A 13,804-nucleotide genomic window follows, 5' to 3' on the forward strand; every position below is an offset into this window, starting at 1 on the left:
CGGCGCTTGTCCGGCAAGCGCTGGCAGCTATATTTTTGAGTTTTTTGCATCGGCCCCTGCGCGATCGCATGCCCAGTTCCTAGAATCCCCGGCATGCCTCCCGCAGAATTCCAGGCCCTCGTCACCTCCACCCTCGCCATCGCCTTCGTGATCTCGGCCCTGTTCGGGGCCGTGGCGCGCCACACGCATTTCTGCACCATGGGCGCGATCAGCGACGCGGTGGCCCTGGGCGACTGGTCGCGCATGCGCCAGTGGGCCATGGCCGTGGGCGTGGCCATGTGCGGCTTCGCGGTGCTGGCCGCGCTGGGCTGGGTGGAGCCGGCGGACACGCTCTATGCATCCACCAGCGTGCCCTGGCTCTCGGCCCTGGTGGGCGGGGCGCTGTTCGGCTTCGGCATGGTGATCGCCTCGGGCTGCGGCAGCAAGAACCTGATCCGCCTGGGCGGGGGCAGCCTCAAGTCGCTGGTGGTGTTCCTGGTGATGGGGCTGGCGGCGTTCGCCACGCTCAAGGGCATCACGGCCGTGCTGCGCGTGCTCACCGTCGATGCGGTGCAGTGGCCGCTGCAGGGGCAGGCCTTCGTGCCCGACGTGCTGGCGCGCTGGTCGGGCGCGCCCCTGCAAGCGCTGCGCCTGGCCGCGGGCCTGGGGCTGGGCGGGCTGCTGGTGGCCTGGGCGCTGGGCGGGCAGCGCGATGCGCGCAGCCTGCTGGGCGGCGCGGGCATAGGCGCGCTGGTGGTGGCGGCGTGGTGGCTCAGCGGCCACTGGGCCGAGGTGCAGGAACACCCGCAGACGCTGGAGCACATGTACGCGGCCACCTACACCGGCCGCATCGAGGCGCTGAGCTTCGCCGCGCCCGTCGCGCACACGCTCGACTGGCTGCTGTTCTTCAGCGACCGCAACAAGGTGCTGACCGTGGGCATCGCGTCGGTGTTCGGGGTCATCGCGGGCGCGGCCGCGCATGCGCTGTGGACGCGCGAGTTCCGCTGGCAGGGCTTCGCGGGCACCCATGACCTGGCCCACCACCTCGCGGGCGCGGCGCTCATGGGCGTGGGCGGCGTCACGGCCATGGGCTGCACCATCGGGCAGGGGGTCAGCGCGATCTCCACGCTGCACCTGGCGAGCTTTCCGGCGGTGCTGGCCATCATGGGCGGCGCGGTGGCGGGCCTGCGCTACCAGAACTGGCGGCTGGAACGCCTGTAGCTACCGCTCCCCGGCGGCCTCCACCAGCCGCTGCGTGTAGGGGTGGCGCGGCGCGTCCAGCACCTGCCGCACGCTGCCGCTTTCCACCACCTCGCCGTCCTTCATCACGAGGACTTCGTGCGCCATGGCGCGCACCACGGCCACGTCGTGCGTGATGAGCAGGTATGACAGTGCCCTCTCGCGCTGCAGCCGCTGCAGCAGCGCCAGCACCTGCTGCTGGATGGTCACGTCCAGCGCGCTCGTGGGCTCGTCCAGCACCAGCAGCTGCGGCTCCAGGATCAGGGCGCGCGCGATGGCCAGGCGCTGGCGCTGCCCGCCCGAGAATTCGTGCGGATAGCGCGAGAGCAGCCCGGGGAACTGCGCCTCGGTGAGCCCCACCTCTGCCAGCATGGCGGCCACGCGGGCGCGGCGCTCGGGGATGGGAAGCCGGGGTTCATGCACGTGCAGGCCCTCGCCCACGATCTCCTCCACGGTCATGCGCGGCGACAGCGACGAGAACGGGTCCTGGAACACCACCTGCACCTGCCGGCGCAGCAGCTGGTTGTGCGCGCTGTTGTGTTGCGCGGGCTGCTGCCAGGATTGGCCCGCCACCTGCAGCTCGCCGCGCGCGGGCAGCAGGCCCAGCAGGGCCTGGGCCAGCGTGGACTTGCCCGAGCCCGACTCGCCCACCACGCCCAGGGTGCGCGCGCGCTGGATGCGAAAGCCCACGCCCTTCACGGCCACGAACTCGCCCTTGGAAAACCAGCCGCGAAAGCCCGGCAGGGGCACGGGATAGGCCACGCTCAAGGCCCCGGCCTGGGCGGCGGGCGTGGCGCCCTCGGCCACCTCGGACTCGACCACGTCGCGCCGCGGCGTGCTGCCGATCAGGCGGCGCGTGTAGTCGTGGCGGGGCGCGCCGAACACCTGGGCCACCGTGCCCTGCTCGACCAGCGCGCCCTGCTCCATCACCGCCACGCGGTCGGCGAAGCGGCGCACCAGCAGCAGGTCGTGCGTGATGAGCAGCACGGCCATGCCGGTCTGGCGCTGCAGGTCGGACAGCAGGTTCAGGATCTGCCCGCGCAGCGTCACGTCCAGCGCCGTGGTGGGCTCGTCGGCCAGCAGCAGCCGGGGGCGGCTGGCCAGCGCCATGGCGATCATGGCGCGCTGGCGCTGCCCGCCCGAGAGCTGGTGCGGGAAGCTTCCGGCGCGCCGCGCGGGCTCGGGAATGCCCGTACTAGCTAGCAGTTCGATAGCTGCTTGCGCGCTCTGGGATTGCGTCAGGGCCTGTTTCAGCATCAAGACCTCGGCCACCTGCTCGCCCACGGGCATGAGCGGATTCAGCGCCGTCATGGGCTCCTGGAACACCATGGCGATGTCGCCGCCGCGCACGCCGCGCAGCTCGCGCTCGGGCAGCTGCAGCAGGTCGCGCCCCTGCATCAGCGCGCGGCCTTCGAGCTGCGCGTCGCCCGCCAGGCGCAGCAGCGCCAGCGCCGTCACCGTCTTGCCCGAGCCCGATTCGCCCACCAGCGCGAGCTTTTCGCCGGGGGCGATGTCGAAGCTCACGCCATGCACCACCTCCTTGGCGCCGAAGCGCACGCGCAGGTCGCGCACCTGCAGCAGCGGTGGCGACTGGGGGTTCATCGGGGCGGTGGCGCGCATGTCAGTTCTTCCGTGGATCGAGCGCGTCGCGCAGCGCGTCGCCCATGAAGGTCAGCAGCAGCAGCGTGCTGACCAGCACGGCGAAGGTGAAGATGGAGATCCACCAGGCGTCGATGTTGTTCTTGCCCTGCGAGAGCAGCTCGCCCAGGCTGGGCGTGCCCGGCGGCACGCCCAGGCCCAGGAAGTCGAGCGAGGTGAGCGCCAGGATGGCCGCGCCCATGCGGAACGGCAGGAAGGTGACCACCGGCGTCATGCTGTTGGGCAGGATGTGGCGCCAGATGATCTGGCCGCTCTTCACGCCCAGTGCGCGCGCGGCCTTCACGTAGTCGAGCTGGCGGTTGCGCAGGAATTCGGCGCGCACGTAGTCCGACAGCCCCATCCAGCCGAAGAGCGACAGCAGTACCAGCAGCAGCGCGATGCTGGGCGCGAACACGGCGCTGAAGATGATGAGCAGGTACAGCTCGGGCATGGAGCCCCAGATCTCTATGAAGCGCTGGAAGGCCAGGTCGGTCTTGCCGCCGAAGAAGCCCTGCACGGCCCCGGCCGCCACGCCGAGCAGCACGCCCACCACGGTGAGGGCGATGCCGAACAGCACGCTGACGCGAAAGCCGTAGATCAGCTGCGCGAGCAGGTCGCGCCCGCGGTCGTCGGTGCCCAGCCAGTTCTCGCGCGAGGGGCCCGAGGGGTTGGGCTCCTTGGCGAAGTAGTTCAGGGTCTGCGGCCCATAGGGGTTGAGCGTGTACAGCGCCCAGTTGCCGCCCGCGCTCAGCCGCTGGCGCACGAAAGGGTCGAGATAGTCGGTGGGCGTCTGGAAGTCGCCGCCGAAAGTGGTCTCGGGGTAGTCCTTGAGCATGGGGAAGTAGGTCTGCCCCTCGTAGCGCACGATGAGCGGCCGGTCATTGCTGACCAGCTCGGCCGCAAGGCTCAGGACGACCAGGGTGCAGAACACCACCAGGCTCCAGAAACCCAGGCGGTTGCGCTTGAAACGCAGCCAGGCGCGGCGCGCGGGCGACAGGGAAACCGAATCAGTCGAACTTGACACGCGGGTCCACCCAGACATAGCAAAGGTCGCTGATGAGCTTGGTGACGAGCCCGATCAGCGTGAACAGGTACAGCGTGCCCAGCACCACGGGATAGTCGCGCCGGATCACGCTCTCGTAGCTCAGCAGGCCCAGGCCGTCGAGCGAGAACAGCGTCTCGATGAGCAGCGAGCCCGCGAAGAACGCGCCGATGAAGGCCGACGGAAAGCCCGTGATGATGGGGATCAGCGCGTTGCGGAACACATGCCTGTACAGCACCTGCCGCTCGCCCAGCCCCTTGGCGCGCGCCGTGAGCACGTATTGCTTGCGGATCTCTTCGAGGAACGCGTTCTTGGTCAGCATGGCCGTCACCGCGAAGCTGCCCGCCACCATGGCCGTGACGGGCAGCGTGATGTGCCAGAGGTAGTCCGTCACCTTGGCCCACAGGCCCAGCTCCTCCCAGTTGGCCGACGTCAGCCCGCGCAGCGGGAACCACTGCAGCTGCCCGCCGAACACCACCAGCAGCGCCACGCCCAGCACGAAGCCGGGAATGGCATAGCCCACGAGGATGATGAGCGTGGTGACGAGGTCGAAGCGCGAGCCCGCGCGCACCGCCTTGGCCACGCCCAGCGGCACGGCCACCAGGTAGCTGATGAAGAAGGTCCACAGCCCCAGGCTGATGGAGACGGGCAGCTTCTCCTTGACCAGCTGCCACACGTCCTTGTTCTGGAAGAAGCTACGCCCCAGGTCGAAGCGCGCGAACTGGCCCAGCATCTGGACGAAGCGCTCGTGCGCGGGCTTGTCGAAGCCGTAGAGCTGCTTGATCTGCGCGAGGCGCTTGGGGTCCACGCCCTGCGCGCCGCGGTAGGCCATGCCGCCGCCCTCGCCGCCGCCGCCCATGCCGGCCGCGCCGGCCTTGGCCTCGGCCAGGTACTGCTCCACCGGGCCGCCGGGCACGAACTGGATCACCACGAAGGTCAGCAGCAGCACGCCCAGCAGCGTGGGCAGCATGAGCAGGATGCGCTTGAGGATGTAGGCGAACATGGCGGCCGATTATGGGTTCAGATCCAGCGCCGCACCCTGCGCATGAACTGCAGGTACGGCTCCCCGAAGCGCCGCGCCAGCGCCCGCTCCTCCGGCAGGATCTGGAAGCGCGTGATGTAGGCCACGAACACCGCCAGCGCCAGCAGCGACAGCGGGTTGCCCAGGTACGCGCACCAGGCCAGCAGCTGCACGGCCATGCCCAGGTACATGGGGTTGCGCGTGAAGCGGTACGGCCCGGACTGCACCACGGTGCTGGCGCGCCCGGGCGCCAGCGGGTTGAGCGTGGTGCCGTGCCGGCGGAACGTCCACAACCCCCACAGCTCCAGGGCCAGCCCCGCGGACGCCAGCACGGCCACCAGCGCCAGCCGCCCCGGCACCTGCAGCGCAAGTGCGGGCACGGCGCGGGCCAGCCACCATGCCAGGCCGGCGCAGGCCAGGCCTACGACCGGCGGGGGGATCTTGTGCTCTAGGTTGAACATTTGGGTCAAAACAGTGCGAAATCCTTGCCAGTCGAGCGCCACCAGCTATGGTTTTTGCGCCCACCAGGTATCCACCACCCACATCTCGCCCGGCGAGTACGGCGGCACCACCTGCGGGCGCGCCAGGCGCCAGGCGTTGTAGACCATGCGGTGCGTGGGCGCCGACCATTGGGGTATCAGGTAATGCTCGTGGGCGATGATGCGGTCCAGCGCGTGGCAGGCGGGCAGCATCTGATCGAGCGTCCTGGCCGACACCATGGCGCGGATCGCGGCATCCACGGCCGGGTTCCTCACGCCGGGGAAGTTGCCCGAATCCTCCTGGTCCGCCGCCTTGCTGCCGAACAGGTCCGCGAACTCCTGGCCCGGGTTGTTCGTGCCCTGGTAGGCGATGGTGGTGATGTCGAAGTCGAACTTCTGCAGCCGCTGCTGGTACAGCGCGAAGTCCACCGAGCGGAACCTGAGCGTGATGCCCAGCTTGGCCAGGTTGCGCTGCCAGGACGAGAGCGTGCGCACGCCGCCCTCGCTGCTGTCCATGTACTCCAGCACGAAGGGCTCGCCCCGGGCGTTGCGCAGCACCCCGTCCCTCACCTCCCAGCCGGCCTCCTTGAGCAGCGCCAGGGCGCGGCGCAGGTGCCCGCGCAGCGCCATCGCGTCCTGGGTGACCGGAGGCTCGTACATGGGGCCGAACACCTCGGGCGGCAGTTCCTTGCGCCAGGGGTCTAACAAGGCCAGCTCCGCGGGCGTGGGGCTGCCGTGCGTCTCGCACAGGGTGTTGCCGAAGATGCCGCGCACGCGCTGGTAGGCGCCGTAGAACAGCTGGCGGCTCATCCATTCGAAGTCGAACGCCAGGCCCAGCGCCTCGCGCACGCGCCGGTCCGCCAGCAGCGGGCGGCGCGTGTTGAGCACGTAGCTCTGGAAGCCCGTGGGCAGCTTGTTCGGGAACTCGGCCTTGACCAGCTCGCCCGTGTCGAACTTCTTGCCGTTCACGCGCCGCGCCCAGTCGCCCGCGCTGAAGAAACGCATCAGGTCGAACTCGCCGGCCTTCAGCGCCTCCAGGCGCGCCGTGTTGTCCTTGTAGATCTTGATCAGCACGCGGTCGAAGTTGGCCGTGCCGCGGCGCACGGGCAGGTCGCGCGCCCAGTACTGCGGGTCGCGCACGTAGGTGATGTCCTTGCCGAAGTTGACCGGGCCGATGCGGTACGGCCCGCTGCCGATGGGAACGTCCATCACCACCTGGTCGAAGGGCTTGGGGCGGCCATCCTCGCCCAGGCCCCAGTCGCGGCTGAACACGGGCAGGCCGCCCACGGTGAGCGGCAGCTCGCGGTTGGGCTTGTGGAAGCGGTAGCGCACCGTGCGCTCGTCCAGCACGTCCACGCCGGCCACCTCGATGAGCATGGTCTTGTACGCGGGCGAGGTGTACGGGCCCACCAGCGTGTCGAAGCTGTGCTTGACGTCCATGGCAAGCACCGGCTTGCCGTTGTGAAAGCGCGCCTCGGGCCGCAGGCGGAAGGTGGCCGACAGGCCGTCCGGCGCCACCGCCACGTCCTCGGCCAGCAGGCCGTAGCCCGTGGCGGTCTCGTCCAGCGATCCGCTGAGCAGCGTGTCGAACATCAGCGCGGACAGGTAGGCCGGCGCGTTGCCGCGGATGGTGAAGGGGTTGTACTTGTCGAACGTGGAGGCGCGCAGGTTGCTCACCAGGCGCAGCTCGCCCCCCTTGGGCGCGCCGGGGTTCACGTAGGGCAGGTGGTCGAAGCCGGCCGGCAGCGCCGGCTCGCCCCACATGGCATAGGCATGCACCGCACGCGCGGGCGAGCCGGAGTACAGGGCCAGGCACAGGAAGGACAGTGAACAGATCAGCCGATACCGCATGCGACAATTCTGCATTACACACACCGCATCCTCAGGAGAACAACAATGGGTTTCCTTGCCGGCAAGAAACTGCTCATCACGGGCGTGCTGTCCAACCGCTCCATCGCCTACGGCATCGCCCGCGCCTGCCACCAGCAGGGGGCCGAACTGGCCTTCAGCTACGTGGGCGAGCGCTTCAAGGACCGCATCAGCGAGTTCGCCGCCGAATTCGGCTCCAAGCTCGTCTTCGACTGCGACGTGGCCGACGACGCGCAGATCGAGAAGATGTTCGAGGGCCTCGCCGCCGCCTGGGGCAGGTTCGACGGCTTCGTGCACAGCATCGGCTTCGCACCGCGCGAGGCGATCGCCGGCAACTTCCTGGAGGGCCTCTCGCGCGAGGGCTTCCGCATCGCGCACGACATCAGCGCCTACAGCTTTCCGGCCATGGCCAAGGCCGCCCTGCCCTACCTCAACGACAAGTCGTCGCTGCTCACGCTGAGCTACCTGGGCGCGCTGCGCTCCATCCCCAACTACAACACCATGGGCCTGGCCAAGGCCAGCCTGGAAGCCAGCGTGCGCTACCTGGCCGAGGCCGTGGGCCGCACGCAGGATGGCCGCGCCATCCGCGCCAACGGCATCAGCGCCGGCCCCATCAAGACCCTGGCCGCCAGCGGCATCAAGGACTTCGGCAAGCTGCTCGGCCGCGTGGCCGACGCCGCCCCGCTGCGCCGCAACGTGACCATCGAGGACGTGGGCAACGTGGCGGCCTTCCTGCTGTCCGACCTGGCCAGCGGCGTGACGGCCGAGATCACCTACGTGGACGGCGGCTTCAGCCAGACGGCGGGGCTGAGCGCCGACCAGGTGTAAGGCACACCCGCAGGAAAGCCCCGCTGGTTTCGCGGCCAGCGGGGCTTTTCTACGCCTGCAAGGGCTCTCCCATCCATCGCCGCCGCCCCCGAAAGAATGAAAAACCGGAACAAGGCCACCCTGATCGGGCTGGTCGCCATCTTTTTGTGGAGCGCCATCGTCGGCCTGATCCGCAGCGTCAGCGACCACCTCGGGCCGACGGGCGGGGCAGCCATGATGTACAGCGTGGCCTCGGTGTTCCTGCTGCTGTCCGTGGGCTGGGTCGGGCTGCGCGCGTTTCCCCGGCGCTACCTGGCCTGGGGCAGCCTGCTGTTCGTGGCCTACGAGCTGTGCCTGTCCCTGTCCATCGGCTATGCCAACACCAGCCGCCAGGCCATCGAAGTGGGCATGGTCAACTACCTGTGGCCCACCTTCACCATCGTCGCGGCCATCCTGTTCAACCGGCAGAGGGCCAACTTCCTGATCGTGCCCGGGTTCGTGCTGTCCATCATTGGCATCGGCCGGGTGCTGGGCGGCGAGCAGGGGTTCGACCTGCCCGGCATGATGGACAACGTGCAGGACAACCCGCTGAGCTACGGCCTGGCCTTCGCGGGCGCGCTGATCTGGGCAGCCTATTGCACGGTGACGGCCAGGATCGCGTGCGGCAAGAACGGCGTCACGCTGTTCTTCGTGCTGGTGTCCGTGGCGCTGTGGGCCAAGTACCTGCTCGAAGGCGGCGGGGCCATGGTGTTCGGCTTCGAGGCCGTCGTCTACCTGGTGCTGGCCGCCGCGGCCATGGGCTTTGGCTACGGGGCCTGGAACGTGGGCATCCTGCACGGCAACGTGACCATCCTGGCCGGCGCCTCGTACTTCATCCCGGTCTTCTCCGCGGCCCTCTCCATGCTGCTGCTGCGCACGCCGCTGCCCCTGGCCTTCTGGCAGGGCGCGGCCATGGTGTGCGGCGGCGCGATCCTGTGCTGGCTGGCCACGCGCGAAGCAGGCCCGAACCGCTGAACAGATGAAAAAAGCCGGGGGCTTCCCGGCTCGCTGGCTGGCTGGCGGGCCAGGAATCAGGCCTGCGCGCCCTCCACGCGGCGCAGATGGGCGTAGATCTGGTCCTTGAGCAGCAGCTTTTCCTTCTTCAGCGTGTCGATCTCATGCATCGTGGCCGCGACGATGCGCGCCTCCATGTTCTTGATGCGCTGGTCGAGGTCGTTGTGTTTGTCAAACAGCCGGGTGAAGTGCAGGTCCTGGCCCTTGATCTTGGTAATCAGGTCGCGGTACTCGGGAAACATCGGTGCTCCTTGGGTGGTGGTTGACATGTACAGTTTACGGGTTTACCCCCCGCCCGCCACCACGGCGGCTGCACGGTCGATTGACTTATGGCAAGCGGCGAGCACTGCCATGGCGAGCACCCCGCCCGCCCATCGGCCCAGGACAAGCCATGCGCCCCACCCACCCAGGCCCGCTTGAAGGCGGCCACGCTCCCTGGTGCGTTTTTCGCCTGAAGCGCTCATCTATCCTGCGTTGGCAGCTATGGATTTTGATAGTTCTCGATCTGCCGATACGCGCACCCGCCTGGGTTCACCGCGGGCTGGCCCGCCGAGCCGCTGGACGGCGAGCCCTGGGCCGGGCACGGTGATGACCTACCGCTTCAACGGCACGCACACGAGCGGGCTGCCGCGCTTCGCGCGCTTCTGTTCTGGCGCGTGCGCGCGGACGAGCCACGCGGCCAGGGCGCATCTCAGGCGGATACCACTGCCGCCGGCCTTGGCATGCGGCCGCGCAGGTACCGAAGGCCGCCATCAGAACCATACTCAAGGCCTTCGCAGCCGGAGGCCGCCCGCCCGGGCCCCGCCGCCAGCCTCATGCTCGCCACAACAAGCAACGGGGAGGCAAGAGCAATCCCATGGACTTCCTGACATCCACCGAATTCTGGGTGGCCCTGGGCCAGGTCATCGTCATCGACATTCTTCTGGGCGGCGACAACGCCGTGGTCATCGCGCTGGCCTGCCGCAGGCTGCCCCCGGCGCAGCGCACCAGGGGCATCGTCTTCGGCACGGCAGGCGCGATCGTGCTGCGCGTGATCCTCATCGCCTTCGCGATGGCGCTGCTGGACATCCCCTTCCTGAAACTCGTCGGGGCCCTGCTGCTGGTGTGGATCGGCGTGAAGCTGCTGGCCCCCGGCGAGGACGGCCATGGCGACATCCAGGGCAGCGACAAGCTGCTGTCGGCCATCAAGACCATCGTCATGGCCGACCTGCTGATGAGCATGGACAACGTGATCGCCATCGCCGGCGCGGCCCAGAACGCCGGCGAGCATTCGCTGCTGCTCGTGGCCCTGGGCCTGCTGTTCTCGATTCCGATCATCGTGCTGGGCAGCCAGCTGGTGATCAGGCTGATGGAGCGCTTCCCCCTCATCGTCACGGCCGGCGGCATGCTGCTGGGCTGGATCGCGGGCGGCATGCTGGTCACGGACCCCGCCTTCATGGACCCCGACCAGTGGACCTGGATGCCCAAGCCGGCCGTCACCGATGCGCAGGGCGAGGCCGCGATCCCCGCCGCCCTGTACTGGACGGCGCACGTCGCCGGGGCGCTGCTCGTGCTGGCCCTGGGCAAGCTGCTCGCCTCCCGCCAGAAGGGAGCGCTTGCCCATTGAGCATCTTTTCAGCCTCCAGCGCTTGATGGACAAGCGCTAGCAGCTCTCAATAAAGTAGCATCAGAGCGTGCGCCCGAAAGGCCCGTCGTCCCCCACCTGCACCAGCTTGCCCTTGGGCCTGGGGGTGTTGGCCGCGCGGCCCGTCTCGGCCACGCAGTCCGCGTAGTAGCTCACGTTGCCGTGGTCGTCCTCGATCTCCACCAGGCCGTGGATGTCAGTCTCGAAGCCCGGGCAGAGCTTGGCGAACTCGCGCGCGAACTTCAGGTAGTCCACGATCTTCTTGTTGAACACCTCGCCCGGGATCAGGAGCGGGATGCCCGGCGGGTACGGCGTGATCAGGCTCGTGGTGATGCGGCCTTCCAGCTGGTCGATGGCCACGCGCTCGGTCCTGCGCTGGGCGATGTGGGCGTAGGCGTCGCTGGGCTTCATGGCGGGCGTCAGGTCCGAGAGGTACATCTCGGTCGTCAGGCGCGCGATGTCGTACTTGGCGTAGAGCTGGTGCACGTGCTGGCACAGGTCCTTGAGGCCCATGCGCTCGTAGCGCTTGTGCTGCTGGCAGAACTCGGGAAGGATGCGCCACATGGGCTGGTTCTTCTCGTAGTCGTCCTTGAACTGCTGCAGCGCGGCCAGCAGCGTGTTCCAGCGGCCCTTGGTGATGCCGATGGTGAACATGATGAAGAAGCTGTACAGGCCCGTCTTCTCCACCACCACGCCGTGCTCGGCCAGGTACTTGGTGACGATGCTGGCCGGGATGCCGGTCTTGTCGAACTTGCCGTCCAGGTTCAGGCCGGGCGTGACGATGGTCGACTTGATCGGGTCCAGCATGTTGAAGCCGTCGGCCAGGTCGCCGAAACCGTGCCACCGGGCCGCGCCGTTCTTCTTCTTGCCCTTGTTGCGGAAGATCCAGCTCTCGGCCGTTCCCAGGCCTTCCTCGACCAGCGCGTCCGGCCCCCAGACCTTGAACCACCAGTCATCCTTGCCGAACTCGTCCTCCACCTGGCGCATGGCGCGGCGGAAGTCCAGCGCCTCCACCAGGCTTTCCTCCACCAGCGCCGTGCCGCCGGGCGGCTCCATCATCGCAGCGGCCACGTCGCAGCTGGCGATGATGCTGTACTGCGGGCTGGTGCTGGTGTGCATCAGGTAGGCCTCGTTGAAGAGGTGGCGGTCGAGCTTGGTGGTCTGCGAGTCCTGCACCAGCACGTGCGACGCCTGGCTGATGCCGGCCAGCAGCTTGTGGATGGACTGCGTGGCGTAGACCACCGAATGCCTGGGCCGCGCGCGCTTCTTGCCCATGGCGTGGAAGCTGCCGTAGAACGGGTGGAAGGCCGCGTGCGGCAGCCAGGCCTCGTCGAAGTGCAGGTTGTCCACGTAGCCGTCGAGCATGCCCTTGATGGTCTCGGTGTTGTAGAGCACGCCGTCGTAGGTCGATTGCGTGAGGGTCAGCACGCGCGGCTTGACGGTCTTGGCGTCCACGCCCTCGAGCAGCGGATTGGCGCGGATCTTGGCCTGGATGGTGGCGGGCTCGAACTCAGCTTGAGGGATCGGGCCGATGATGCCGAAGTGGTTGCGCGTGGGCTTGAGGAACACGGGGATGGCCCCGGTCATGATAATGCTGTGCAGGATGGACTTGTGGCAGTTGCGGTCCACCACCACCACGTCGCCCGGCGCCACCGTGTGGTGCCAGACCATTTTGTTGGACGTACTGGTGCCGTTGGTGACGAAGAAGCAATGATCGGCGTTGAAGATGCGCGCCGCGTTGCGCTCGCTCTCGCCGATGGCGCCGTTGTGGTCCAGCAGCTGGCCCAGCTCCTCCACCGCGTTGCACACGTCGGCGCGCAGCATGTTCTCGCCGTAGAACTGGTGGTACATCTGGCCCACGGGGCTCTTGAGGAACGCCACGCCGCCCGAGTGGCCCGGGCAGTGCCAGCTGTACGAGCCGTCCTCGGCGTAGTCCAGCAGCGCCTTGAAGAACGGCGGCTGCACGCCCTCCAGGTAGCTCTTGGCCTCGCGGATGATGTGCTTGGCCACGAACTCGGGCGTGTCCTCGAACATGTGGATGAACCCGTGCAGCTCGCGCAGGATGTCGTTGGGCAGGTGGCGCGCGGTCTTGGTCTCGCCGTGCACGTAGATCGGCACCTCGGCGTTCTTGCGCCGCACCTCGGTGATGAAGTGGCGCAGGCTGTGGATGATGGGGTCCTGCCCCGTGCCCAGCGTGAACTCCTCGTCGTCGATCGACAGGATGAAGGCGCTGGCGCGGCTTTGCTGCTGGGCGAACTGCGACAGGTCGCCGTAGCTGGTCACGCCCAGCACCTCGAAGCCCTCGGCCTCGATGGCCTGCGCCAGCGCACGGATGCCCAGGCCGGAGGTGTTCTCCGAACGATAGTCCTCGTCGATGATGACGATGGGAAAGCGGAATTTCATGCGCTGCCTCCGGCAACCGGGCCAAAAAACGAAATAGGCGCGAAGTGTAAGGAAAATACGTATCTACCCTATGAACGCCCGCGCATTTCGCCCAGAATCGCTTGGTGTCAAAACAACAAGCCGCAACACGCGTGAAGGAGCCCTGCCTGTGAACCTGGATGCATCCACCCTCTGGTGGCTCATGGCGGGCGTCGCCGTGGCGACCGAGCTCCTGACCGGCACCTTCTACCTGCTGATGCTGGCCATCGGCCTGGCCGCGGGCGCCGTGGCGGCCCACGCGGGCCTGGGCACCACGGCGCAGATCCTGGTGAGCGCCGTGGTGGGCGCCAGCACGGTGCTGGGCGCCTACCTCTCGCGCAGAAGCCGCCCGGGCGAGCCCTCCGCGCGCGCCGAGCGCAGCGTCAACCTCGACGTGGGCGAGACCATCTACATCGACGCCTGGCAGGCCGACGGCACCGCCATCGTGAAATACCGCGGCGCGAGCTGGACCGCCATCCACCGCCCCGGCATCACGCCCGCCACCGGCCCGCACCGCGTGGCCGAGCTGGTGGGCAACCGCCTGCTGGTCGATCCGCTGTAGCCCGCGCCGCCTACCATCCGGCCTCCCCCTTCACCCCAGCCGCCCCTGGCGGCGCAGAAAGCCAAGAACC

At 68.3% G+C, this 13,804-nt stretch carries 12 protein-coding genes; 5 read left to right on the top strand and 7 right to left on the bottom strand.

What is annotated here, in order from left to right:
• The first annotated feature begins 93 nt into the window (after positions 1 to 93).
• Positions 94 to 1,200 (top strand): YeeE/YedE family protein, encoded by a 1,107-nt coding sequence (locus tag ACX12L_RS13020; protein ID WP_459262979.1) that lies wholly within the window; start codon positions 94 to 96, stop codon positions 1,198 to 1,200.
• Here ACX12L_RS13020 and ACX12L_RS13025 read toward each other — a convergent pair whose 3' ends face one another.
• Genes ACX12L_RS13025 through ACX12L_RS13045 form a run of 5 tightly spaced genes read right to left on the bottom strand, consistent with a single transcriptional unit; the run spans position 1,201 to position 7,249 of the window.
• Entirely contained in the window at positions 1,201 to 2,838 is a 1,638-nt protein-coding gene (locus ACX12L_RS13025; RefSeq protein WP_459262980.1) for an ABC transporter ATP-binding protein, read from the bottom strand.
• 1 nt (position 2,839) lies between these two features.
• Positions 2,840 to 3,898 (bottom strand): ABC transporter permease, encoded by a 1,059-nt coding sequence (locus ACX12L_RS13030; protein WP_459262981.1) that lies wholly within the window; start codon positions 3,896 to 3,898, stop codon positions 2,840 to 2,842.
• A complete protein-coding gene (locus ACX12L_RS13035; RefSeq protein WP_459262982.1) occupies positions 3,864 to 4,901 on the bottom strand; it encodes a microcin C ABC transporter permease YejB in 1,038 nt (345 codons plus the stop codon). Before ACX12L_RS13035 ends, ACX12L_RS13030 begins: the two co-directional genes overlap by 35 nt.
• Positions 4,902 to 4,918: 17 nt before the next feature.
• Complete coding sequence (locus ACX12L_RS13040) at positions 4,919 to 5,380, bottom strand: methyltransferase family protein (RefSeq protein ID WP_459262983.1); 462 nt, start codon at positions 5,378 to 5,380, stop codon at positions 4,919 to 4,921.
• 45 nt (positions 5,381 to 5,425) lie between these two features.
• The gene (locus ACX12L_RS13045; RefSeq protein WP_459262984.1) at positions 5,426 to 7,249 is read right to left on the bottom strand and encodes an extracellular solute-binding protein; all 1,824 of its coding nucleotides are present in this window, start codon (positions 7,247 to 7,249) and stop codon (positions 5,426 to 5,428) included.
• 45 nt (positions 7,250 to 7,294) lie between these two features.
• On the opposite strand from ACX12L_RS13045, the gene fabI reads away from it, so the two are divergent.
• Together fabI and yddG are read left to right on the top strand one after the other, a co-directional pair.
• Positions 7,295 to 8,095, top strand: coding sequence for an enoyl-ACP reductase FabI (fabI, locus tag ACX12L_RS13050; RefSeq protein ID WP_459262985.1), 801 nt, complete (start codon positions 7,295 to 7,297; stop codon positions 8,093 to 8,095).
• Positions 8,096 to 8,191: 96 nt separating this feature from the next.
• Positions 8,192 to 9,088 carry an aromatic amino acid DMT transporter YddG gene (gene yddG / locus ACX12L_RS13055; protein ID WP_459262986.1) on the top strand — a complete coding sequence of 299 codons (897 nt, stop codon included), beginning with the start codon at positions 8,192 to 8,194 and terminating at the stop codon, positions 9,086 to 9,088.
• Between the two features lie 56 nt (positions 9,089 to 9,144).
• On the opposite strand, the gene ACX12L_RS13060 is transcribed toward yddG, so the two are convergent.
• A complete protein-coding gene (locus tag ACX12L_RS13060; RefSeq protein WP_459263032.1) occupies positions 9,145 to 9,369 on the bottom strand; it encodes a YdcH family protein in 225 nt (74 codons plus the stop codon).
• Between the two features lie 614 nt (positions 9,370 to 9,983).
• Here ACX12L_RS13060 and ACX12L_RS13065 point away from each other — a divergent pair.
• A complete protein-coding gene (locus ACX12L_RS13065; RefSeq protein WP_459262987.1) occupies positions 9,984 to 10,733 on the top strand; it encodes a TerC family protein in 750 nt (249 codons plus the stop codon).
• Positions 10,734 to 10,793: 60 nt separating this feature from the next.
• Here ACX12L_RS13065 and ACX12L_RS13070 read toward each other — a convergent pair whose 3' ends face one another.
• Positions 10,794 to 13,154, bottom strand: coding sequence for an Orn/Lys/Arg family decarboxylase (locus ACX12L_RS13070; RefSeq protein ID WP_459262988.1), 2,361 nt, complete (start codon positions 13,152 to 13,154; stop codon positions 10,794 to 10,796).
• Between the two features lie 148 nt (positions 13,155 to 13,302).
• Between ACX12L_RS13070 and ACX12L_RS13075 the strand changes: the two genes are divergently transcribed.
• A complete protein-coding gene (locus ACX12L_RS13075) occupies positions 13,303 to 13,734 on the top strand; it encodes an NfeD family protein (RefSeq protein WP_459262989.1) in 432 nt (143 codons plus the stop codon).
• The last annotated feature ends 70 nt before the right edge of the window (positions 13,735 to 13,804 follow it).

It is taken from the genome of Alicycliphilus sp. T452, from assembly GCF_054512775.1.

Bases quoted from the DNA above. Each gene is read 5' to 3' on its own strand.
- ACX12L_RS13020 (WP_459262979.1), top strand. From the start codon at position 94: ATGCCTCCCGCAGAATTCCAGGCCCTCGTCACCTCCACCCTCGCCATC.
- ACX12L_RS13025 (WP_459262980.1), bottom strand. From the start codon at position 2,838: ATGCGCGCCACCGCCCCGATGAACCCCCAGTCGCCACCGCTGCTGCAG.
- ACX12L_RS13030 (WP_459262981.1), bottom strand. From the start codon at position 3,898: ATGTCTGGGTGGACCCGCGTGTCAAGTTCGACTGATTCGGTTTCCCTG.
- ACX12L_RS13035 (WP_459262982.1), bottom strand. From the start codon at position 4,901: ATGTTCGCCTACATCCTCAAGCGCATCCTGCTCATGCTGCCCACGCTG.
- ACX12L_RS13040 (WP_459262983.1), bottom strand. From the start codon at position 5,380: ATGTTCAACCTAGAGCACAAGATCCCCCCGCCGGTCGTAGGCCTGGCC.
- ACX12L_RS13045 (WP_459262984.1), bottom strand. From the start codon at position 7,249: ATGCGGTATCGGCTGATCTGTTCACTGTCCTTCCTGTGCCTGGCCCTG.
- fabI (WP_459262985.1), top strand. From the start codon at position 7,295: ATGGGTTTCCTTGCCGGCAAGAAACTGCTCATCACGGGCGTGCTGTCC.
- yddG (WP_459262986.1), top strand. From the start codon at position 8,192: ATGAAAAACCGGAACAAGGCCACCCTGATCGGGCTGGTCGCCATCTTT.
- ACX12L_RS13060 (WP_459263032.1), bottom strand. From the start codon at position 9,369: ATGTTTCCCGAGTACCGCGACCTGATTACCAAGATCAAGGGCCAGGAC.
- ACX12L_RS13065 (WP_459262987.1), top strand. From the start codon at position 9,984: ATGGACTTCCTGACATCCACCGAATTCTGGGTGGCCCTGGGCCAGGTC.
- ACX12L_RS13070 (WP_459262988.1), bottom strand. From the start codon at position 13,154: ATGAAATTCCGCTTTCCCATCGTCATCATCGACGAGGACTATCGTTCG.